Below are 22,459 nucleotides of genomic sequence, written 5' to 3'. Positions count from 1 at the left end.
CGGTGCCTCACCCCTACTACGAACACAGCGGCCCCGATCCGACACCGCCTATGGTGGCGGCATGGACCGGGAATCCTTTCCGCACTTTCTGCCGATCACACTGCGGTGGAAGGACAACGACGTCTACGGGCATGTGAACAACGTCGAGTACTACAGCTTCTTCGACACGGTGATCAACGACTTCCTGATCCGGGTCGGTGGGCTCGACATCCACGGCGGTGCGGTGATCGGGTTGTGTGTGGACTCGCAGTGCACGTTCAAGGCATCGCTGGAGTTTCCGGGTGTGGTCGACGCGGGGCTGCGGGTCAGCCAGCTGGGGAACTCGAGTGTGCGCTACGACATCGGGCTGTTCCGGCAAGACTCTGCGGAGCCCGCAGCGACCGGGCGGTTCGTGCATGTGTTCGTGGACCGGGTGGAGCGGCGGCCGGTGCCGATTCCGGACCGCATTCGTGAGGCTCTGGAGGGGATCGCCGGATGATCGTGCGTGGCGCCGTACTGCGGGAGATGGGTTTGCCCAAGCCGTACGCCGAGTCGCGGCCACTGCGGATCGAAGAGGTCGAGCTGGCCCCGCCCGGACCGGGTGAGTTGCTGGTGCGGATCCGCGCTGCCGGTCTGTGTCACTCGGACCTGTCCGTCATCGACGGCTCCCGCCCACGCGTGATGCCGATGCTGCTCGGCCACGAGGCCACCGGTGAGGTGGTCCAGTCAGAGGCACCTGGATTCGCAGCGGGGGACACCGTCGGTTTCGCGTTCGTCCCCGCCTGTGGCGCGTGCGGTCCGTGTGCGGAAGGCCGAGCGGCTCTCTGCGAACCAGGTGCTGCCTCCAACACCGCCGGCACACTGCTGTCCGGCGGACGGCGCCTCGACGGAGTGCACCACCACCTCGGAGTCTCCGGCTTCGCCGACCACGCAGTCGTCTCGGCGCGGTCCGCAGTGAAGATCGACCCGGCCCTGCCACCCGAGATCGCCGCGCTGTTCGGCTGCGCCGTCATGACCGGCGTGGGCGCGGTAGTGAACACCGCACAGGTCCGAGCCGGTCAGAGCGCAGTCGTCTTCGGACTAGGCGGGGTCGGCCTGTCCGCCCTGCTCGGTGCCGCCCTGGTCGGCGCACACCCCCTGGTGGCGGTGGACGTCGTACCGGAGAAGCTAGAGCTGGCCCGCGCTCTCGGCGCCACGCATGCCGTCGCCGCTGGCCCTGACACGGTCGAGGAGGTCCGCGCCGCCACGTCCGGTGGAGCCGACTACGCCTTCGAAACGGTCGGCAGTGGGAAGGTGCTCGAGCAGGCCTACGCCGCCACCCGCCGTGGCGGCACGACGGTCACGGTCGGCCTGCCACATCCCTCGCAGACGTTCAGCGTGCCCGCGGTCAGCCTCGTCGCCGAGGAACGCACGGTAAAGGGCTCCTACCTCGGCTCCGCCATCCCCAGCCGCGACATCCCGCGTTACATCGCTCTCTACCAGGCCGGCCGCCTCCCGGTGGACCGCTTGCTGACCGCAACGGTCGGCCTCGACAACCTCAACGAGGCCTTCGACACCCTCGCCGCCGGTACGTCGATCCGCCAGGTCCTACTCCTCTAGGGGCCGCCCCTCGATGACGGCGAACGTGTTCGCCTCGCGCGCTCGCGCCTCCGGGGTGAAGTTGTCCCCGAAGTCGTCGGCCGTCGCGACCCGCCGAAGCTCGATGCCCGCGGTGTTGCCGTGATCAGCGGCAAAGCAGCGCTCGGCCCAGGCCAGCGCCTCCTCCCGGGACTCCACCTCGATCAGGCAGAACCCGGCGATCAGCTCCTTGGTCTCGGCGAACGGCCCGTCGACCACCCGCGCCGTACCGCCGTCCGGCACCAGCCGGAAGCCCTCTGAGCTCGGCAGCAGCCCCTCACCCGCGAGCAGCACGCCCTTCTCGGCCATCTCGGACATCACCTGGGTCATCTCGTTCAGGCTCTGCTCACTCGGCTGCTCCCACGCTTCGGAACCAGCGCTCGCCCGCATCATCATCACGTATCGCATGGCCTCATCCTGCTGTCCGGAACAGGCCACATCAAACGTTAAATCCCCAGAAAAATGTATACAGCGGGGCAACCCATCGGGCAGGCTACGCACAGTGCGTTCTCGCATACCGCTCGTGAGGCTATGTCAAGTGAGACACGCGGAGTCCCTGAGGAGGACCCCTCTATGCACACCCGCCCCCGCCGCATCGGCGCCCTGGTCGGCGCCGGCGCCGTAGCGTTCGGCGCGCTCGCCGTCGTGGCCGGCAACTCGGCCGACGCCCAGCAGCCCGCCCCCACCCCGATCGACCAGCTGCTCGGCCAGGAGCTCCAGGGCACGGCCGCGCTCGGCCGGATCCAGTCCCGGCTCACGGAGCTTGCCGACCGCAACGGCCTCCCCGCCGCGAAGCTGCAGCAGATCCTGGCCACCGACAAGACCAGCTGGCTCGACCGCGACGGCAAGCTGTTCTTCCGGGAGCCCATCACCGGTGCGAAGACTGCGTCTGCGGCTTCCCCGCGCTGGGCGACCAAGGCTGTCGCCGCGGCGACCGGTCCGGCGTTCGAGCTGCACAGCAAGCCCGGTTCGAACCGCGTGATCTATCTGGACTTCGACGGCCACACCATCACCGGTACGGCGTGGAACACCGGCGGTAAGCCCGCCACCGTCAACGTCACGCCGTACGACACCGACGGCAACACCGGTAACTGGAGCACGGCCGAGCAGGACGTCGTACGCGATGTCTGGGCCCGGGTCGCCGAGGACTACGCGCCGTTCGACGTGGACGTCACCACGCAGGCGCCGGCCGAGTCCGCGATCACCCGCTCCGGATCATCCGACCAGCAGTTCGGTACGCGCGTGGTCATCGACCCGACCACTTGGTACCAGTCCGGCTGTGGTTGCGGTGGTGTCGCCTACGTCGGTGTCTACGACAACACCAGCCAGCACGCGTACTACCAGCCCGCGCTGGTCTTCACCAGGGGTGTCGGCACCGGCGCCAAGAACATCGCCGAGGCCGCGGCCCACGAGGCCGGCCACAACGTCGGCCTGAGCCACGACGGTACGGCGTCGGTCGGGTACTACTCCGGTCACGGCGCCTGGGCCCCGATCATGGGCGTCGGCTACTCCAAGGCGATCAGCCAGTGGAGCAAGGGCGAGTACACCGGCGCGAACAACAAGGAAGACGACTTCACCGTCATCGGCCAGAACGGGCTCGCCCTGCGCGCCGACGACCACGGCAACGCGACGACCAACGCCACCGCGCTCACGCTCGGTACGGCGGTCTCCGGTGTGTACGCCAGTGACTCCGACGTCGACGTGTTCAAGATCAACCTGGCCGCCGGCACCTTCAACTTCGCCGCCACGTCCGGTGGCGATGTGGACATCAAGCTCCAGCTGCTCGACTCGGCCGGCAACGTCGTTGTCACCGCCGACCCGGCCGCCGGACAGTCCAACTCGGCGACCCCGACCGGTCTGAGCGCGAGCATCAGCCGTCAGGTCGCGGCGGGCAGCTACTACCTGCGAGTCGACAACGTCGGCTACGGCAACCCGCTGAACACCGGCTACTCGACGTACGGGAGCCGTGGCGCATACACGGTACGTGTGACGGCCGGCTGACGTACTGACCACCAGAACCACCCGGGGCCGTCGTTCCCACCGAGATCGACGGCCCCGGGTTCTGTGGGGGGAACCACCGCCCAACCCCTGGAGGACCTCGATGAGGAAGCAACTCCGCCGTACCGGCGCGCTTGCGTGCACCGGAGCAGTCGTGTTCGGAGGCCTCGCCATCGGCGCCGGCGCCCGCGCCGACGCACAGCTCGTACCGATCGACCAGCTGCTCGGACAGCCCACACCGGGCGTCACAGCACTGGGTAAAGTGCAGAGCCGGCTGGCCGAAGTGGCCGCGACCAACGGACTGCCCACTGACCAGCTGCAGCGCATTCTGGCGACCGACAAGACCGCCTGGCTCGATGCCGGCAGCCGGCTGTTCTACCGCGAGCCGCAGCTGGCCTCGGCCCAGAAGTCCGAGGAGGCTTCACCGCGCTGGGCGACCGAGGCCGTCGCCGGTGCGACCGGTCCGGCGTTCGAGCTGCACAGCAAGGCCGGTTCGAACCGCGTGCTCTACCTGGACTTCGACGGCCACACCATCACCGGTACGGCGTGGAACGCGGCCAAGAGCATCGACCCCGTGAACGTCTCGGCGTACGACACCGACGGCGATCCGGCGAACTACAGCACCGCTGAGCAGGACGTCGTACGCGATGTGTGGGCGCGGGTTGCGGAGGACTACGCGACCTTCGACGTCGACGTCACCACGCAGGCACCTCCGCAGTCCGCGATCGACCGGTCCGGCGCCTCGGACCTGCAGTACGGGACGCGGGTGCTGATCGACCCGGACACCTGGTACCAGTCCGGCTGTGGTTGCGGCGGCGTCGCCTACGTCGGCGTGTACGACAACAGCAGTCAGCACGACTACTACCAGCCGGCGCTGGTCTTCACCAAGGGCGTCGGGACCGGCGCGAAGAACCTGGCCGAGGCCGCCTCCCACGAGGCCGGCCACAACGTCGGTCTCAGCCACGACGGCACCTCCTCCGTCGGCTACTACCAGGGCCACGGCGCCTGGGCGCCGATCATGGGCGTCGGGTACTACCGCGGGATCAGCCAGTGGAGCAAGGGCGAGTACGCCGACGCCAACAACAAGGAAGACGACTACGGCGTCGTCGGCACCCACGGCCTCGCACTGCGCACGGACGAGGCCGGTGACACCACTGCCGACGCGGCCGCGCTGACCCTCGGTACGACGGCCACCGGCTACATCGCCGCCGAGACCGACACCGACGTCTACAAGGTCACGGTCGGTGCCGCAGGCAACTACACGGCCACCGCGAACGCCGCGGCCTCCGGTGGGAACCTGGACATCAAGCTCGACCTGCTGAACAGCGCCGGTACCGTCGTCGCCTCGGCCGACCCCGCCTCGGGTCAGACCGACGCCGCGACCCCGACCGGCCTCGGCGCCTCGGTGACCGCCGATCTGGCGGCCGGCACCTACTACGTCCGGATCGACAACGTCGGCTACGGCGACCCGCTCAGTACGGGCTACTCGACGTACGGCAGTCGCGGTGCCTACACCGTGAAGCTCGCCTGACCCCTCGAACCCCTGCGGCTGGCCAACATCTGGCGTAGGCCAGCCGCAGGTTCAGGCGCCTTGTTAGATGCTCAGGTCAGATGTGAGACAGCCAGCTGCGCAAGTGCCGCGGCCTGCATCGGCAGTACGGCGTCGTCGAACCGGACGACGCTGGAGTGGTTGGAAGGCGCCTCGTCGGCCGGTACGTCGTCGGGGCGCGCACCGAGCATGATGAACGTGCCGGGCACCTCCTGCAGCACCATCGAGAAGTCCTCGGCCCCCATCTGCGAGTGGGCCGCCAACTGGACGTGCTCCGCGCCGAAGAGCTTCGTCAGCTCGCCCATCGCATGCTGCGTGCGGTCGGCGTCGTTGATCGTCACCGGGTACTGAAGATTGAGCGCGGCGTCGACCGTGCACCCGTGCGCCTTGGCGATCGACTCCGCCAGCGCGGGCAGCTCCTCGGACAGCTGCGTGAACGTCTCGTTCGAGAGCGTCCGGACTGTTGCGCCGAGCTTGGCCGAATTCGGGATGACGTTGATCGCCACCCCGGCCGACAACTGGGTGACCGTGATGACCACTGGGTCGAACACGCTGACCCGCCGAGTCACATACGTCTGCAACGCCGTCACCAACTCAGCCACCACCGGCACCGGGTCCGCCGTCGTATGCGGCGTCGACCCATGCCCGCCACGCCCGTGCACGGTGACATGCAGCTGATTGGAGCCGGCCATCATCGTCCCCGGCCGAGTCTCGAACATCCCCTTGGCCGCCAGCCCCCACACATGCACGGCGTACGCCGCGATCGGCTTCTCCCCGCTCGCCTCCAGCAACCCCTCCCGCAGCATGTACCCCGCACCACCCAGCCCTTCTTCACCCGGCTGGAACATGAACACGACGTTCCCCTGCAACTCCTCACGATGCGCACTCAGCAACTGCGCAGCGCCCACCAGCCCAGCCGTGTGCAGATCATGACCGCAGGCATGCATGTTCCCGTTCTCCGACGCGAACTCCAGCCCGGTCTCCTCGACCACCGAACTCCAGCCCGGTCTCCTCGACCACCGGCAACGCATCCATGTCCCCGCGCAACAAGACAGTCGGCCCCGGCCGCCCACCCCGCAGCACCCCGACCACCGAAGTCACCTCACGCCCCGTCGAAACCTCCAACGGCAACCCGGCCAAAGCATCAAGCACCCGACCCTGAGTTCGCGGCAACACCAGCCCCACCTCAGGATCCCGATGCAACTCCCGCCGCAACCCGACCAACCCCGCCGTGAGCCCGCCACTCTCCCGAACCAGATCCATCGCGCCACCGTACCCGCCCACCAGCTCCACCCGCGCCGTCACCCAAAGCCCCGCCGTCGACACCCCAACGCGCCAAGATCGAGCACCCACCATCGACAGCCCCAGCCGCGCAAACATCGCAGGCACCACCACCCACACGCGCCCTCCCGGCCCCAGCCCGAACGAAACCACCGCAACCGACATCCCCACGACTGTCATCCACTTCCCCGCGCCCGCCGCCAATCCCCGCAACCGGCCCCGGCGAGCCCGGCGAGAGCCCGCGATTGCGCCGGGTCGATCGGATCATGACAGCGGCCTGAGACAAGGAGTCGTTTCGTCTCCTGTGATTCCTCCCGTGATTCCGTGCGGAGGACGGCCGTCGGAGGCTCGGCGCAGGCCACGCCCAAAGACACAAAGGTCGCCGCCGGCCCGGCCCGTCCACCCCAGCACCCGGCAAGCAATCGCGGCGCGTATGCCATGTCATGGGCCGACTGCCACCGGCTCACTGCAGCGGCTGACCGCACCCGCCCACCACACCGGCTGACCGCACCCGCCCACCACACCGGCTGACCGCACCCGCCCACCGCACCGGCTGACCGCACCCGCCCACCGCTCCCGCCCACTGCGATAGGACGGTCGAACCCGCCGCGATCGGTCCGTCGCCATCAACCGTGGACCAGCCTGCAGGGACAGCCAGCGGAGGCACGGATCGGTCCAGCCACCGTGCCTCCATGCCCTGCCACGGCCGACCGTGCTCTCCTGCCCAGCCGCGCCGTGCTGAGTCGCGCCGTGCTCAGCCACGCCGCGCGGTGCTCAGCCGGTGCCGTGCCCTCCCGTCCCCGTGCCCTCCGTGCATGGCATTCACCGTTCGATGTCCATACCGGCGTCGATCGGCACAGCCCTAGGTTGGAGACACCCAGGGCACATCGGAGTACAAACTCGACCGCTCGCGGCGGCAGGTATTCGTCGTCGGGCGACCGAGGCGACCGAGGCGACCTGCCTGACCGGGGTGGCCGGGGTGGCCGGCACTCGGCTCCGAACCCATGGTCGAGCCGATGGGTCGCTCTGAGCAGCAGGATCAGCCCGAGCGGGGTCTTCCTGCTGAGGCTGCGAACTCTCAACATGTGGATGCGGGTCCGCGGGTGGTCTCGCGCTTCGCCCCGCATGAGCCGAAGGATGCAACGAGATCAGCCGTTGGGTGGGTCTTTGGTGATTCGGTGGGTGCCGGTGGGGTTGACGTGGAACACGAAGCCGTGGGGTGTTGTCCACTCGACCGTCTTGGCGTCGATGCGGCGGAGTTTCCAGCCGCGGCCGTGGGTTTTGACCCTGTGAGCGTGGCGGCTGAGGGGTATGAGGTTGTCGGTGTTGGTTTGGCCGGGTGGGCCGTCGGGGCGGTAGGGCTTGATGTGGTCTTGGTCGAGGGTGTTGGTGGTTTCGCGGGTGCCGTAGGGGAAGAGCTCGGTGGGGTGGGCGAGTTTGATGTGTTCGCGGATGCGGAGGGGGATTTCGTAGGCGTTGACGCTGATGGCTTGGTTGAGGTCGATGACGGGCTTGACGGTGTAGGGGGCGTATCCGATGAGTTCGGTGAGCTGGTCGTTGATGAAGGGGCCGAGTTCTTCCGCGCGGAGTACGCCGGTGCCGGTGGCGAGGGTGTAGTCGGTGAGGTGGAGGTAGATCTCGGTTTTGCCGGGGCGTGCGGATGCGGCTGCGGTGTGGGGAGTGGCGGGGTTGTTGTAGGCGTCGTGTCTGATCTGGGCGAGCTTTGCGGCGAGGGCGCGGTGGGCGGCTGCGTCCATACCGGGATCGTCGGGTGCGGGGTCGAACGGTTCCGAGCCCGAGCTCGGGCCTGGGCTCGCTGGGTTGTCGAGTGGGTCGGGTAGGTCGCTGGTGCTGGGGTGGGGTGCGTCGCGGTCGGCCTCGTCATCGAGGCCAGGCTCACACCAACTGCTCTCGTAGCCGTCGCAGTAGCCGTCGCCGTGCAGGGGTTCGTCGACAGGACGATCGGTTACGGGCGCGGAGCCCCGGATGGCGGCGGAACCGGATCCGGGTAGCGCTGAGGAACTCGTCTCACACGCGGAGCCGAACCCCGATGCAGCTTCCGACGGTGCCGCCAGCGCGGACGCCGACGCCGGAGTCAGCGCTGCGCCCGGCGCACCAGCAGATCCAGCGTTCGATGCGGGCGCCGGCTTCGAGGCGGCGGTTGGCTTCGGCTTCGGGCCGGGCGCGGGGAGCAGTGTGGGTGTTGGTGGCGAGCTGGGTGTAGGTGCCGAGATCGGCGCAGGCGCGTGGGCGGAGGCGGGCGAAGCCTGCGCTTGGACGGGCATAGGCACCAGTTCCGATGCCGATGCCGATGCCGATGCCGATTCCGGTGCGGGCGCGGGCGCTGGGTTGGGCGCGGTGCCTGACGACGGGTTCGGCGCGGGGATCAGTGCCGGTGCTGGGGCAGTGCTCGCCGCAGGTCCGTGGGCGCAGGCGGGTGGCGGGGCAGGTGTCGAGCTCGGCGCTGGTGCATGGGCACAGGCGCCTGCCGTTGCCGATGCCGGTGCGGGCGCTGAGGCCGGTGCGGGTGTGAGCGCTGTGCCGGGCCGAGGTTCCGATGCGGGGGCTGGCTTCGCCGCGGTGGTCGGTGCTGGTGTGGGCGCTGAGATGGGCGCGGTGCTTGACGACGGGTTCGGCGTGGGAAGCGGATCCGGGGGTGGGATGAAACCCGGAGTAGTTGCATGGGCGGGCTCTGGGGCTGGGGCGGAGCTTGGCGCGGGTGTAAGGGCGGGAGCAGGGGCAGAGCCTGGAGCTGTGCCGGGGGTAGAGGCGGTGCTTGGCGTGGGGGCGGAGGTGGAGGTGGAGGTGGGGCGGGCTGCGGACGTGGGTGACGGGGTGGGGTTCGGCGCGGTCGGGGGTGTCGGCCGTGCGGGGGTGGGGGCTGGAGTGTTGGTGGTGTGACGGGGGTGGGCGGCGGCTTGGGCTAGGAGTTCTTGGTGGTAGCGGGGGTCGGCGATGATGCCTACGGCGGTGGCTTGGCGGGCTTGGAGGGTGCGGGTGTCGCCGATGTCGTAGAGGGCGTTGGCGATTCCGCGGATGGCTGCCTTGTTGCGTTTGATGTCTGCTGCGGCGGCGCGGATGTACATGGTGGCGGTGCCGTGTTCGTCGGACTGGCTGGTGAAGACGCCGCGTTCGCGGGCGGTCTCGGCGGCTTTGGCGCGGGCCTGGTCGGGATCGGCGTGGTACTTGGCGGCGCGGACGATCTTGGCCAGCTGGCCGGGAGTGATGGAGTCGATCAGCGAGGCGATGCGGGCGTCGACGTAGCGGGCGGCTGCTTCGGACAGGTCGGTGCAGTCGTCGACGATGCGGGCGGCTTTCCAGGCGGTGGCCTCGCCGGCCAGGACCTGGGCCCAGGTCTGCGGGAAGCGGTGCCGTAAGCCGAGAGCGTTGCCGATGTAGCGGGAGGCGACGCGGGGTGAGACACCGAGCATCACACCGAACTCGTTGACGGCGAACTCGGCGATCGGTGGGCAGCCTTCACCGCCCAGGACGATGGCGCGTTCGCGGCCGTCGGCGGCGCGGCGGCCGGGGCGGATCGCTTCGGGGAGACGGTCGGGGTGGTAGCGGTCGGCGTAGACGAGGGCGTGTTCGAAGACGCGGGTATCGCAGCGATTGGACAGCGCTACATGGTCCGCGGCCGACTCCAGCAGGTCGCGGGTGGAGAGCTCTGTCAGATCATTCTCGAACATGTATTCGATTGTAGTCACGAAATGGTAACGATGCAAATCCCCTTCCGGACAAGGGAATTCAGGCGGGAGGTTGGTTCGAGTTGGTCAGCGAGCCGATGGTGCACAGGGTCGGCCGCGAGCTGGCGGCCTACCTTCCAAAGCGTCTCCCGCAGGCGGGGCTGCGATTTCGGCGTGGTGGGAGGAGGTGCGGACCTTGTTCACCCCGGACCCGATTGGCGCTCTCTGCCGGACACGTGGGTATCGGGAGCTCGGTCGAGGGTCGGCGGTCGGCGTTCGATCTCGCGCAGTTGGGCGTGTGGGTCCGCGCATTCGTGGACGAGGGGAGGGCCGGGCCACTTCCGAGTGCCGCGCCCACTTCGATGTCGGCCCGCGTGAAATGCAGGGGTGACAGGGCATCGAGAGACTGTGCGCGGTCAGGCGGTCAGGCGGTCAGGCGGTCAGGCGGTCAGCGGTTGGCCGTCGCTTGGCCAAGCCGTGCTCGGTGTGGGGGTGCCGGCCGGCCTATGGATGGTCGGCTGACCGCTGCGGGCGGTTGGTGCCTACTGGAACGGGCGGAGCTCGATCTTGCGGTCACAGAGCTTTGAGGCTTCGGTGGCCAGTTGGAGTGCCAGGTCTGGGTCGGGTATGTCCCAGACCCAGACGCCGGCGAGGTACTCCTTCGACTCCGCGTAGGGGCCGTCGCTGAGGACTGTCTGCTCGCCGCGGTTGTCGACGACGGTGGCCGCGGTGGTGTCGGCGAGGCCGCCGGCGAAGACCCAGTAGCCGTCGGCGATCAGGCGCTCGTTGAACTCGCTGATGACGGGCTCCCGGTCGGTGCTGCCGGGGTTTTCCTTGTCGTCGATGACGGAAACCAGATATCTCATCTGTGGATCATCTCCCGTGCTCGGGGTTAGGACTCTTGCGGTGCGCTGCGGGGAAGCAGCGCGACTGCCGGGATGCTGACGGCGGTGACGATCAGTACGACGACCAGGCTGACCTTCATGGCGTGATCCAGCCCGGAGGCCGCGCCGTGAAAGAAGATCGTGACGACCGGGGCCGAGCCGATTCCGGACGCGAGTTGCTGGATCGAGCTGAGCGAGCCGCTGGCGCTGCCGGCTTCGTCGGGGGCCGTGTCGCCGAGCGCGATGGACCCGCTCTGTGCACCGATTGCAGTTGCAGCACCGTCTACATCGAAACCACCCTGACGACCGCGAAGGAGACGACCGCGACGACCTACAGCGTCGCCGGGATGACCTGCGGCGGTTGCGCCACCACGTCGGGCGCGCGGCGTCGCGATCGCTTCCCTGTACTGCGGGGCCGCAGTCGCCGCCGGCCCGGCATCACGCAGCGCTCACTGAGTTCCGGCATCGGCGATCAGCGGCTGGCTTATGGCGAATCGCTGTCGACGATGCTGTGCAGTGCAGGCCGAAGGATCCGCTGGATGTCGGCGCGATCGGCTCCGGCCAGCACCGGGTCCTCTAAGAGGTACCGGGCGATCGTCACCCCCAGCGTGCATGCGTTCAAGACCGCGGCGCGCAACTCGCTGTCGTCCCCGCCGATGGTCGCGGCAACCGCCGCCTGCGCCGGGCTCATGACCTGATCGCGAAGCGCTGCACCGGCCGCGGGATGAGTCAGACAACTCCGCAGCAGCGCCGCTGCGCCACCGCGGCGCTCGGGATCTTCGAAGTCGGTGAACAGGTGCGCCGCCGCCGCGTCGGCCAGATCACCGGTCGTTGCACCGGTCAGCGCCTCCAAGTCGATACCGGAAGACGCTGCCGCCGAAAACAGCCGTTCCTTGTTGCCGAACAACTGCATCACCAGCGCGGGATCGATCCCTGCCTCCGAGGCGACAGCACGGATGCTTGTCCTCTCGTAGCCGAGCTCACCGAACTGGCGGCGCGCGGCCGCCAGAATCGCATCTTCGGTCCGACGGCGCCGCTCGGCGCGGGAGACCGGTTCGTCTTCCACCACACTTTCACTCTACACGCGTTGACCGAAATCTCTTCTCGCTCTACGCTCGTTGAGTGAATGAGCGAAGAGTAGAGGTGCCCGCTGGCCGGTCAACGTCGAGTCCGCTGGGTGCGCGCCCGGCGGTGGCGCTGGCGGTGCTGTCGGGTAGTCAGCTGTTGATCGTGGTCGACGCGACGATCGTGAACGTCGCGCTGGGTCCGATCCGTGCGGGGTTGGGATTCACTGATGCGCAGTTGCAGTGGGTGATCACCGCCTACACCCTCGCGTTCGGTGGACTGCTGCTGGTCGGTGGCAGGGTCGCGGACCGGTTTGGTCACCGCCGGGTGTTCATGGTGGGGGCGGCCGCCTTCGGCGTCGCGTCGCTGATCGGCGGTGCTGCGGGCGAGCAGTTCGTGCTGGTCGGCGCGCGGGCCGCTCAAGGCGCCGGTGCCGCGATGATGGCTCCGGCGGCGATGGCATTGGTGATGGACGTGTTCGCTCCTGGTCGCGGCCGGGCTCTGGCGTTCGGGATCTGGGCCGGCGTGACGGCCGGCGGCACGGCGCTCGGGTCCGTGCTCGGTGGTGTGCTGACCGAGGCGTTCTCGTGGCGCTGGGTGCTGTGGATCAACGTGCCGATCGTCGTGGTCGTGGTCGTGGTCGGCCTGTGGGTGCTGCCCCGGTCCGGCGGAGACCGCACCTCGAGAATCGACGTGGCGGGCGCGACGACCGCCACCGGCGGCCTGATCCTTTTGGTCTACGGCCTGAGCAGGGCCGCCGACCACGGGTGGACCGCTGCAACGCTTCTTGTGCTGCTCGCCGCGCTCGCCTTCTTGGTGTTCTTCGTGGTCCTGCAGGCCACCCGGCCGGCTTCGCTCGTTCCGGCCAGTGTCGTCCACAACCGGACGGTCGTGGCTGCCGATACCGTCGGGCTGATCCTGGGTGTCGCGATATACGCGCTCTTCTTCTTCGTCAGCCTGTTCCTGTCCACGATCCAGGGCAAGGACCCGGTTTACGTCGGCCTGGCCTTCGTACCGATGACCGCCGCGATCGCTGTCGCGGCACGGGTCTCCGGCGCACTGGTCGACCGGGTCAGCCCGGGACGGCTGTCGGCGACCGGCGCGGCGCTGGTGGCACTCGGACTGGTGCTGCTGGTCAGGATCGAACCGGCATCCAGCTACGCAGCGACGCTGCTGCCTGGCCTGGTCGTCGCAGGCTTCGGCCTGGGCCTGACGTTCGTCCCGCTCACGACAGCAGCGATGTCCAGCGCCGGACCCGCCGATTCCGGGATCGCATCCGCGCTGTTCAACGCTGCCCAGCAGATCGGAGGGGCACTTGGTCTCGCGGTGCTGACCACCATCAGCACCGCGGCAGCCGGCACCGCCGCCGCGGCGACCGCTGAGTCGACAACCAGCGGCTGGAGCCTGGCCCTGGTCATCGCCGCAGCGCTGACCGGCGTGGCCGCGCTCCTCGCGGCCACGCTGATCAGGCCCGGCGCGCAGCCGACTGACGGGCGATGACGTGCTCGCCAGCTACCGCAGAGCACTCACCATCCCCGGCATCGCCCGCGTCGTCGGCGCCGTCTTGGTCTGCTACCTGCTGGCCGGAATGGTCAACCTGTCCCTGCTGACCAGCGCAACTCACGCCACCGCCAGCTACACCATCGCCGGGACCGTCGTCGGCGCCTACTCCACAGCCGTCGCCGTCACCGCCCCGATCTGGGGCCGGGTCGTCGACCGCCGCGGCCCACGGTGGACGCTGGCCGTGACCAGTACCGCCCAGGTCACCGCGTTCACCGGCTACATCACCGCCCTGGTGATCAACGCTCCCGCGCTGGGCCTCGTCGCGGCGGCGGCGGCCGCTGGATGCTGCACGCCTCCGGCATCCGCGATCGCCAAGCACGTCTTCGCCACACATGACGACCCCGACAGCCGCAGAGTCCTGTTCGCGATCTCCGGGCTGTTCACCGAGATGGTCTTCGTCGTCGGCCCACTGATCGTCGGCGCCATCGTCGCCATCGCCCACCCAACGCTCACGGTGGCAGTCACCGCCGTCGTCTCGCTGGCGGGCGTCTGGTGGCTGCGCGGAGCCCCCGCCGTCCGCGCCCTCACCACTGCCCGTGACGCTCGCGGGTCAGCGGAGCCGAGACGGCGCCCCGGCCTGGGTGCCCGGCAGTTGCACGTCCTGACTGTCGTGGCCCTCGGCGCGATCGCCATCGGGGCCCTGCAGGTCAGCGTCGTCGCCCACGCCGCACACCTCACCCTCAACCCGGGCCTCTTCATCGCGGCCATGGCGTGCGGCGGTGTCGTAGCGAGTTTCGCCTACGGCGCCAGCCCGCTGCGTGGTTCGCTTCCGGCCCAGCTTGCCGTCGCACTCGGGCTGTACGGCGCCCTGATCATTGCCGTTGGCACCGGCCCTGGCGCGGTCATCTCCGTAGTTCTTCTGCTGCTCGCCGGCGTGGCCACCGGGCCGGCTGACGCCATCGAGGCGCTCCTGATCGCCAACCACACCCCCGGCCACGCACAATCCCAAGCCTTCGCCGCCCTCACGACAGCCAACTGGCTCGGATTCGCCGCCGGAAGCGCACTCGCTGGCGCAGCGATCGACCATGCTCCGCTGTGGGTCGCGACCACCATCGCAGCCGCCGCTGTGCTCGCGGCCGCACTGTCGCTGCTCGTGCCTGGCTGGCGACGGCAACTGCTCGAGGCGCCCTGAGATTACGCACGATCAGGCGCGCCGCGTGCATCAACCGCTTCGGATCGACGGCCCGGCGCAGGGAGCCTGGCGGTCTCTACCGGCGGCTGGGGAGTGAGGTCGCCGCTGGCATTGGGAGCAGGCAGCCCGGCGAAGGCCGTTCGGGTGGGGTGAGGGACCTGGCGCCGGGTGTAGAGGGATTCGGCTCGGGCGATCTCGAGGTGGAGGTGGGAGAGCAGGGACTGGGTGGTGGCTTTCGCTCGGGCGGTGGCTTGGGGATGGGGGAGCAGTTGGTGTTTGTCGAGCGCGGCGAGACCGGAGCGCAGCACCGACTCGAGGTGATCGCGGGTCCGGGGGCCGGCCGGCTCCAGCTCGGGGAGACGGGTGGAGTTGTAGTACAGGGTGGCCATCACGGGGAGTTGATGCTCGGCGGTCTGGTTGTTGAGGGCGCTGAGGATGGTGCCGGGAGCCAGACCACCACGGGACTCCAGGTCGGCGCCGAGCATGCGGACGGCGGTGACGAACGGGGCGTACTGACCGTTGGTCCGGAAGGAATCGATGCCTGGGGCAACTTTGTCGATGCCGAGTCGATGGAGGTAGTCGTTGAGGTGGACCTGAGCCCACGCTTCGGCGACGCCCTCCTCCAGTTGGCGGCTGCCGGGGCGGACGAACGCGTCCCGGGCCGCCTCCTGGGTGGCACCGGCCGGGCCGAGGAAGTGTGAGTGCTCGTGCAGGATCGTGGCCAGGGCTTCGCGGTAGCGGGCCAACTGTTGGGTCGGATGCTCCCTGCCGGCCAACGCATACATCTCTCGGAGCGGATCGAGAATGTACTCGCGGTCGAGGTGGAGCGTGCCGTCCCAGTGCGCGAGGCCGAGGATGTGGTCGCTCGATTCGACGATCCGGCCGTTCCAGGCACTGTGTTGCGCACCGGACAGGTCGAGCGCGGCGTGTCCACTGCGCAACAGCAACTCCTCGACCGAGGCCGGTGCGGCGAGGGTCCCGGCACTCATGACCGGTACGCCGTCGCCAGGCGGACGAGTGAGTCGGCCGACCGTCGCAGCTCGGCTTGGTACTGCGGATCGTCAGAGGTAGCGGCCCGACTTCTCAGCTCGCGGACCAGCCATTCGGCGCGAGCCCGATGCTCCGCCGCTGTCGAACGACTGGTGCCCGTCGGCTGTTGCCCATCCGTGGATGGGTCGAAGCTCGCGCTGGTGATGGTCGGTTGTTCCATGATGTGTCCCTCCGAGTCGGATCTCGGCAGAGAACATACGGAGATTCACCTTCTCCTCGACGATGAATCTGCGGCCTGTGGATAACCGCCCTCCAGGACTGAACAGCCGGTTCAGAACAGCGTGGGGGGTTCGAGTGAGACTGGCTCGGGGAGGGGTTCCAGCAGCGGGAGCCTGGTGCGGAGGGTGGTGTGGAAGAGGCGGGCTAGGTTGAGGGCCTCGGCGTTGTCCGGGGTGTGCAGGAAGATCGTCGGTGAGCGGCCTTCGGTGAGCCAGGTGTGGACGAGCTCGACGAGGTAGGCCCAGCCTTCGACGGTCTCGTCGACGGAGTCGCGGCCGATGTAGCGGACGATCGGGAACGCGGTGAGGGCGGTGGCTCGGCGGGCGACGCGGGGCTTCTTCATCCAGGCATCACGTTCGGCGAGGCTGCTCGCGGGACGGCCGAAGAGGGTGCCGGTGTCGAAGGGGACCCACTCGGCTCCGGCATCGGCCAGGACCTGCTCCAGTTGAGCAGTCACGCGGGGATCGTCGAAGAAGGCGCGGTGACGGACCTCGACGGCGTACCGGTGTTCGCGGGGTGCGCCGCGCAGGAAGGCGGCCAGCGTGCCCAGATCGCTGGGGGCGAACGACGCGGGGAGCTGCACCCACATCGCGTGGTTGCGCGGCCCGAGTGGCTCGACCGCGGCGGCGAACGCGAAGAACTCGGTCGCGATCGTGTTCAGGCGACGTTCGTGTGTGATGGTCTGCGGCAGCTTCATCACGAAGCGGAAGTCGGGCGGCGTCTGCGCGGCCCAGTTCTCGACCGACGAGCGGGCCGGGATCCCGTAGAACGTGGTGTTGCCCTCGACCGCGTTCACCCACGAGGCGTACGACGCGAGTTTGTCGCGGGACGGCTGCGGCCACGCGGGATGTGTCCATTGAGCACATCCCACGTGGAGCCGCATTCAGAGAATCTAGCGCTCGACCTCACCGCGGATGAACTTCTCCACCAGGTCGCGGCAGACGTCGTCGGCGTACTGCTCCGGCGGCGACTTCATGAAGTACGAGGACGCGGACAGGATCGGGCCGCCGATGCCGCGGTCCTTGGCGATCTTCACCGCGCGGATGGCGTCGATGATGATGCCGGCCGAGTTCGGCGAGTCCCAGACCTCGAGCTTGTACTCCAGCGACAGCGGGACGTCGCCGAAGTTGCGGCCCTCGAGCCGGATGAAGGCCCACTTGCGGTCGTCCAGCCAGGCCACGTAGTCCGACGGGCCGATGTGCACGTTGCGCGGGTCGATGTCGTTGACCAGCTGCGAGGTGACGGACTGGGTCTTGCTGATCTTCTTGGACTCCAGCCGGTCGCGCTCCAGCATGTTCTTGAAGTCCATGTTGCCGCCGACGTTCAGCTGGTAGGTCCGGTCGACGGTGACGCCGCGGTCCTCGAACAGCTTGGCCAGCACGCGGTGCGTGATGGTGGCGCCGATCTGCGACTTGATGTCGTCGCCGACGATCGGCACGCCGGCCGCGGTGAACTTGTCCGCCCACTCCTTGGTGCCGGCGATGAAGACGGGCAGCGCGTTGACGAAGGCGACGTTCGCGTCGATCGCGCACTGGGCGTAGAACTTCGCCGCCTGCTCCGAACCGACCGGCAGGTAGCAGACCAGTACGTCGACCTGCGCCTCACGCAGGGCGGCGACGACGTCGACCGGGGCCGCGTCGGACTCGGTGATGGTCTCGCGGTAGTACTTGCCGAGACCGTCCAGGGTGTGACCCCGCTGCACCGTGATGCCGCTCGGCGGCACGTCGCAGATCTTGATCGTGTTGTTCTCGCTGGCGCCGATCGCGTCGGCGAGGTCGAGGCCGACCTTCTTGCCGTCGACGTCGAACGCGGCGACGAACTCGACGTCGCGGACGTGGTAGTCACCGAACTGGACGTGCATCAGACCGGGGACGCGCTCCTCAGGCTTCGCGTCACGGTAGTAGTGCACGCCCTGGACGAGCGAGCTGGCGCAGTTGCCGACGCCGACGATCGCTACCCGGATCGAGGTCATCTGGAATCTCCTTGGTCAGGCGGTGGGGGATGTTGGGAGGGTTGCTGCCTGCGCTCGCCGTCGATCAGCTCGTTCAGCCAGCGGACCTCGCGCTCGGCCGACTCCAGGCCGTGCCGTTGCAGCTCGAGGGTGTAGGCGTCGACCCGTTCCGCGGTCCGGCTCATCGCGGCCCGGAAGTTCGCCAGCCGCTCCTCCATCCGGGCGCGCCGGCCCTCGAGGATGCGCAGCCGGGTGGCCGGATCGGTCCGGCCGAAGAACGAGAACCGGACGCCGAACGTGTCGTCCTCCCAGGCCGACGGACCGGCATCGTGCATCGCGTGCGCGAAGTGGTCCTTGCCGTCGGCCGTGATCGTGTAGACGATCTTCGGCCTGCGCCCCGACTCCGGCGTACCGGGGTCGGCGGTGATCAGGCCGTTGCGGAGCATCGCCTTCAGACACGGGTAGAGCGACCCGAACGACAGCACGCGGCCCCACCCGAACTGGGCGTTGACACGCTTGCGGAGCTCGTAACCGTGCATCGGCGCTTCGTGCAGCAGACCGAGTACGGCGAGTTCCAGGACTCCACTGCGGTTTCCCATGACCCCACCTCCTCGATCCAGTTTGTCAGAACCTGATGTATCGGTTCGATACATCGCGCCGCCACTGTAAGCAGAGCTCCGGCCTGTGGACAACTCATGACAAAGGTCGGCTTTGTCAGCTCGCACCAAGTCATCACCGGGGCGCGCGCCGGGGAAGCTGTTACGTCAGGCGCCGATCTGCGTTAATCGGATGACACCCAGCGTCGCGATCCAGGAGCACAGCGTCATGACCGACCATGGAAAGCACGCCAAGCACGAGCTCGAGAGCGAGGGGCCGCTGGCGCGGGTGGCGCTGCGGTTCACCGCCTTCACCGAGAAGTGGCTGCCGGACGCGTTCGGCTTCGTGCTGGTCGGCACCTTCGTGGTGCTGCTGTTCGGGCTCGTCACCGGCGAACCGTTGCTGAAGCGCCCGGACGATCCGGCCGCGACCAAGGGATTCGGTCTGGTCGATGCCTGGGGCATCGGGTTCTGGAGCCTGATCACGTTCACGCTGCAGATGGCGATGATCATCATCGGCGGGTACGCCGTCGCGACCAGCGGACCGGTCGCCCGGCTGATCGCGCGGCTGGCGCGGATCCCGAAGAGCCCGCGGTCGGCGGTCGCGTTCGTGGCCGCGGTCGCGATGCTCGCGTCGTACCTGAACTGGGCGTTCAGCCTGATCTTCGCCGCGATCCTGGCGCGGGAAGTGGCGCGGAACGTGCCCAAGGCCGACTACCGGGCGCTCGGAGCGATGGCGTTCCTCGGCCTGGGGACGGTCTGGGCGCAAGGCCTGTCGGGGTCAGCCGCACTGCAGGTCGCGAGTGCGAGCAGCAGTCCGGCGCCGGTGCAGGAGGTCATCAAGGCAGGCGGCCGGGCCACTGGACTGATCCCGCTCAGCGACACGATCTTCACCTGGCAGGCGCTGGCCGCAACGCTCTTCGTGTACGTCGTCGGTGTGGCGATGGCGTGGTTCATCGCACCGGGTGAGGGTAGCTCCAAGACCGCGGAGCACCTGGGGATCGAGCTCAAACCGCTGATCGGGCGTGGTTCCGCCTACAACGGCCAGCGGGAGGAGAGCGGGAAGCGCCGGCCGGGGGACTGGCTCGAGCACTCGCCACTGTTCAGTCTGTTCATCGTGGCGCTCGGTGTGACGTATCTGGTCCGCTACTTCGACGGCAAGAGCTTCTTCAGCGCACTGGACCTCAACACCGTCAACCTGATCCTCTTCCTGCTAGCGATGTTGCTGCACTGGCGCCCGTGGCGGATGGCGCGCGCCGTGCGCGACGGTGCTCCCGCGGCGGCCGGCGTGCTGCTCCAGTTCCCCTTGTACGGCGGCATCTTCGGCATGATCGCGTATACCGGGATCTCGGCCCGGCTCGCGGGGTGGTTGGTGGAGGCGAGCAACCAGTTCCTGTTCCCGCCGCTGGTGGCGGTCTACTCGTGCATCCTCGGGATCTTCGTACCGAGTGGCGGCAGCAAGTGGGTGATCGAGGCGCCGTACGTGCTGCAGGCGGCCAACGACCTCAACGTGGACGCGGGCTGGATGGTCATCGTGTACGACCTCGGTGAAGCGAGCGCCAACTTGCTGCAGCCGTTCTGGATGCTGCCGACACTCGCGATCCTGGGACTCAAGGCGCGCGACATCATGGGCTACACGTTCACGATGTTCCTGGCGTGCTTCCCGGCTGCGCTGATCGCTGTGACGTTCCTGGCACCACACGTCACCGGGTGACATGGAAGTAGTCGAACTGCGCGATCGCCTTGCCGTACTGGGCTTCTGTCGGTGCGGATGAGCCTTGGGAGACCAGTCCGATGCGCGGGGTGGTGTCAGCGGGCAGAGTCCATGCTGCACCCCAGACCCAGTGCTTGCCGTCCGTGCTGGAGGCTGCGCGATAGCGGTGCTCACCAGTCGCCGGTACGACGTCATGCGCGAGGCGGAGCCAAGTCGTGGCGGCCGGGGCGCCGATCATCGCGCCGCCGAACGTGACGTTGGACGGTGCTCCGACAGGTTGGAAGCGCATCCGCTTGCCGAACTCGACAAAGCGTCCGGTGCCACCGGCGACGTGGTCGAGCCGCATCCAGTTCTCGTCGTCGACGTACACGAGGAGCCCGGCCTGCTGGTAGTTGCGGACGGTGTCGGTGCCGACGTCCAGGTGGAGCTTGGTCTCCACGACGAAGTTGCCCTTCGGCTGGTCGCGGAGAAGCAGCGCGGCCTTGGCAGCAGTCGCGTTGTCAGTAAGGTCATTCGTCTCGGTCGGCCAACGCAGTGCGCCGCTGGAGACGATTGCGTCCGGACTGGTGTTGCGCCAGGTCCATCCGGAGCCGAGTCCGTGGGTGAAGTCGTCGGAGTACGCCGGGTCCACCCGTCCGATCCGTGGTGTCGGGGCTAGGCGGGTGGCCGGCGTATAGAGAGGTGCGACCGAGAAGTTGGTCGCAGCGCCCACCGGTGCGGCTCGGTGTCCGCGAGCGTGCACGGGAAGAGTCAGTGTGGCGAGCGGATCGCCCAGCCTGTCCTCACTGAACTCAGCAGTGGCACGATCACCACGCAGTTCCAGGGACACGGTGCCCGCAACGTCCAGCGGAAGGCGCACGCTGCGCGTGCCTCGGTCAGTAGACAGGCGGAGGTAGCCGTGGTCGACAACCGCCCGGACCCGCCCGTCCCGCGCCGACACGCCCTGAGCGGACGAGCGGGCCGACTGCACATCCGCCTCCAAGCGGGTATCGGAGACGGTGGCTGGTGACGAGGTGGTGACTGGAGCTGACCGGCTGGACTCGGTGGGACCCGCGCCTGCGTTGACGGTTGGCCAGCCGTCGATCCAGTCGAGGCGGTCGAGGAGCATCGGGCGGAGGAGCCAGCCGTTGGAGTTGGTGACGTAGGGATCAGTGCGATCGACAGCGTGATAGGCGAACCAGTCCTGGCCGCTGAGGTCGGTGACGATCGACGAGTGGCCGGTGCCGACCCAGCGGTTGCCGTTGGACGCGACCACCGGCGTACCGCCAGTGCGTGAGGCGGTGAGACTGTTGCCCAGCTTGTCGACGAACGGGCCCAGCGGGCTACGGGAGCGGCCGGCGAAGACCGCATAGCCAGTAGTCGGCCCGGCGCAGCAGTTCGATGACGAGCCGAACAAGTAGTAATAGCCATCGTGCTTGACCACGTACGGGCCTTCGAAGCGGTCGCGCGCCACGTTGGTGACCGCGCCCACAGTCCGCAGACCGTCCGCAGTGAGCCGCACAACGTGAATCCCGCCGTTGTAGCTGCCCCAGTACAGGTACCGCGTCCCGTCGGTGTCGGTGAACTCAGCCGGATCGATGGTCCACTCGAATCCACCACTGGCCGCCGGGCGGGGAGCGACCACAGGTGCTCCGGAGTCGGTCCAGGGTCCGCTCGGCGTCGGTGCGGTCGCAGCGCCGATCGCGTAGTCCCAGTTGTCCGGCGTGGTGGTCGTGTTGTGCACAGTGAAGTAGAGGACATACCGACCGTCGACGTACCGGATGTCCGGCGCCCAGAACCCGCTGGCCGGATCCGCCCAGGTCGGGCGGTTCCCGGCGTCGAAGACCGAACCGACCTTCTCCCAGTGCGTCAGATCGCGGGAGCGGGCGATCTTGTAGGCGTCCCCGTCGTGCCCGTCCTTCGCGTACGGCCCGCCGGTCGAGTACGCGTACCACCAGCCGTCGCGCCCCTTGATCACCGCCGGATCGGGGAAGTCGGCCGAGTACCCGGCCGTCACGGGGTTCGAGTACCCTCCGCCGGCGTACGCCGAAGCCGTCAGCAGTACCGAAATGGACACGATCGCGGCGATCAGCCGCCGTACCGGACGCGCTCCCATCCAGCCACGGAAACCGATTCCCCTCCCCGTGTAAAGATCCGGTCCAGACAGCTGTGGACCAGTTCGACCCCGAACCCGGG

The 22,459-nt window shown here is 68.5% G+C and carries 18 protein-coding genes; 7 read left to right on the top strand and 11 right to left on the bottom strand.

Annotated features, from left to right (window positions below):
* Positions 1–61 precede the first annotated feature (61 nt).
* Both OG474_RS15930 and OG474_RS15925 read left to right on the top strand, forming a co-directional pair.
* Positions 62–478 (top strand): acyl-CoA thioesterase, encoded by a 417-nt coding sequence (locus OG474_RS15930; RefSeq protein WP_405063072.1) that lies wholly within the window; start codon positions 62–64, stop codon positions 476–478.
* On the top strand, positions 475–1,578 hold the full coding sequence (locus OG474_RS15925) for a zinc-dependent alcohol dehydrogenase family protein (RefSeq protein ID WP_405063071.1): 1,104 nt from the start codon (positions 475–477) through the stop codon (positions 1,576–1,578). The genes OG474_RS15930 and OG474_RS15925 overlap by 4 nt, the downstream gene beginning before the upstream one ends.
* Here OG474_RS15925 and OG474_RS15920 read toward each other — a convergent pair.
* A complete protein-coding gene (locus tag OG474_RS15920) occupies positions 1,567–2,004 on the bottom strand; it encodes a YciI family protein (RefSeq protein WP_405063070.1) in 438 nt (145 codons plus the stop codon). The two genes, OG474_RS15925 and OG474_RS15920, sit on opposite strands and share 12 nt — an antisense overlap.
* 165 nt (positions 2,005–2,169) lie before the next feature.
* On the opposite strand from OG474_RS15920, the gene OG474_RS15915 reads away from it, so the two are divergent.
* Complete coding sequence (locus OG474_RS15915) at positions 2,170–3,597, top strand: PPC domain-containing protein (RefSeq protein WP_405063069.1); 1,428 nt, start codon at positions 2,170–2,172, stop codon at positions 3,595–3,597.
* A 100-nt stretch (positions 3,598–3,697) separates the two neighbouring features.
* A complete protein-coding gene (locus tag OG474_RS15910) occupies positions 3,698–5,125 on the top strand; it encodes a pre-peptidase C-terminal domain-containing protein (RefSeq protein WP_405063068.1) in 1,428 nt (475 codons plus the stop codon).
* 71 nt (positions 5,126–5,196) lie between these two features.
* Here OG474_RS15910 and OG474_RS15905 read toward each other — a convergent pair whose 3' ends face one another.
* The 4 genes from OG474_RS15905 to OG474_RS15890 all read right to left on the bottom strand — a co-directional run bounded on the left by OG474_RS15905 (position 5,197) and on the right by OG474_RS15890 (position 12,063).
* Positions 5,197–6,135 (bottom strand): M20 family metallopeptidase, encoded by a 939-nt coding sequence (locus OG474_RS15905; protein ID WP_405063067.1) that lies wholly within the window; start codon positions 6,133–6,135, stop codon positions 5,197–5,199.
* A gap of 1,437 nt (positions 6,136–7,572) precedes the next feature.
* Positions 7,573–10,113, bottom strand: coding sequence for a DUF222 domain-containing protein (locus tag OG474_RS15900; protein WP_405063066.1), 2,541 nt, complete (start codon positions 10,111–10,113; stop codon positions 7,573–7,575).
* Positions 10,114–10,652: 539 nt separating this feature from the next.
* Complete coding sequence (locus OG474_RS15895) at positions 10,653–10,976, bottom strand: YciI family protein (RefSeq protein ID WP_405063065.1); 324 nt, start codon at positions 10,974–10,976, stop codon at positions 10,653–10,655.
* A 502-nt stretch (positions 10,977–11,478) separates the two neighbouring features.
* The gene (locus tag OG474_RS15890) at positions 11,479–12,063 is read right to left on the bottom strand and encodes a TetR family transcriptional regulator (protein ID WP_405063064.1); all 585 of its coding nucleotides are present in this window, start codon (positions 12,061–12,063) and stop codon (positions 11,479–11,481) included.
* 53 nt (positions 12,064–12,116) lie between these two features.
* Between OG474_RS15890 and OG474_RS15885 the strand changes: the two genes are divergently transcribed.
* Together OG474_RS15885 and OG474_RS15880 are read left to right on the top strand one after the other, a co-directional pair.
* The gene (locus OG474_RS15885; protein WP_405063063.1) at positions 12,117–13,559 is read left to right on the top strand and encodes an MFS transporter; all 1,443 of its coding nucleotides are present in this window, start codon (positions 12,117–12,119) and stop codon (positions 13,557–13,559) included.
* Position 13,560: 1 nt separating this feature from the next.
* A complete protein-coding gene (locus OG474_RS15880; protein ID WP_405063062.1) occupies positions 13,561–14,754 on the top strand; it encodes an MFS transporter in 1,194 nt (397 codons plus the stop codon).
* Between the two features lie 2 nt (positions 14,755–14,756).
* On the opposite strand, the gene OG474_RS15875 is transcribed toward OG474_RS15880, so the two are convergent.
* The 5 genes from OG474_RS15875 to OG474_RS15855 form a co-directional block, all read right to left on the bottom strand.
* On the bottom strand, positions 14,757–15,743 hold the full coding sequence (locus OG474_RS15875; protein WP_405063061.1) for a hypothetical protein: 987 nt from the start codon (positions 15,741–15,743) through the stop codon (positions 14,757–14,759).
* On the bottom strand, positions 15,740–15,964 hold the full coding sequence (locus tag OG474_RS15870) for a hypothetical protein (protein ID WP_405063060.1): 225 nt from the start codon (positions 15,962–15,964) through the stop codon (positions 15,740–15,742). Before OG474_RS15870 ends, OG474_RS15875 begins: the two co-directional genes overlap by 4 nt.
* A 111-nt stretch (positions 15,965–16,075) precedes the next feature.
* Positions 16,076–16,906 carry a DUF72 domain-containing protein gene (locus tag OG474_RS15865; protein WP_405063059.1) on the bottom strand — a complete coding sequence of 277 codons (831 nt, stop codon included), beginning with the start codon at positions 16,904–16,906 and terminating at the stop codon, positions 16,076–16,078.
* Positions 16,907–16,915: 9 nt separating this feature from the next.
* On the bottom strand, positions 16,916–17,995 hold the full coding sequence (locus OG474_RS15860; protein ID WP_132415544.1) for an inositol-3-phosphate synthase: 1,080 nt from the start codon (positions 17,993–17,995) through the stop codon (positions 16,916–16,918).
* The gene (locus OG474_RS15855; protein ID WP_405063058.1) at positions 17,992–18,573 is read right to left on the bottom strand and encodes a helix-turn-helix transcriptional regulator; all 582 of its coding nucleotides are present in this window, start codon (positions 18,571–18,573) and stop codon (positions 17,992–17,994) included. The genes OG474_RS15860 and OG474_RS15855 overlap by 4 nt, the downstream gene beginning before the upstream one ends.
* A gap of 190 nt (positions 18,574–18,763) precedes the next feature.
* Here OG474_RS15855 and OG474_RS15850 point away from each other — a divergent pair, with 190 nt between their 5' ends.
* Positions 18,764–20,284, top strand: a complete 1,521-nt coding sequence (locus OG474_RS15850) for a short-chain fatty acid transporter (protein WP_405063057.1) — start codon at positions 18,764–18,766, stop codon at positions 20,282–20,284.
* Here the strand turns inward: OG474_RS15850 and OG474_RS15845 are convergent.
* A complete protein-coding gene (locus OG474_RS15845) occupies positions 20,274–22,379 on the bottom strand; it encodes a family 43 glycosylhydrolase (protein ID WP_405063056.1) in 2,106 nt (701 codons plus the stop codon). The genes OG474_RS15850 and OG474_RS15845 overlap by 11 nt on opposite strands.
* Between the last annotated feature and the right edge of the window lie 80 nt (positions 22,380–22,459).

The sequence above is a fragment of the Kribbella sp. NBC_01505 genome, assembly GCF_045040285.1.
Lineage (GTDB): Bacteria > Actinomycetota > Actinomycetes > Propionibacteriales > Kribbellaceae > Kribbella.
This window is presented reverse-complemented; position numbering and strand designations above follow the sequence as displayed.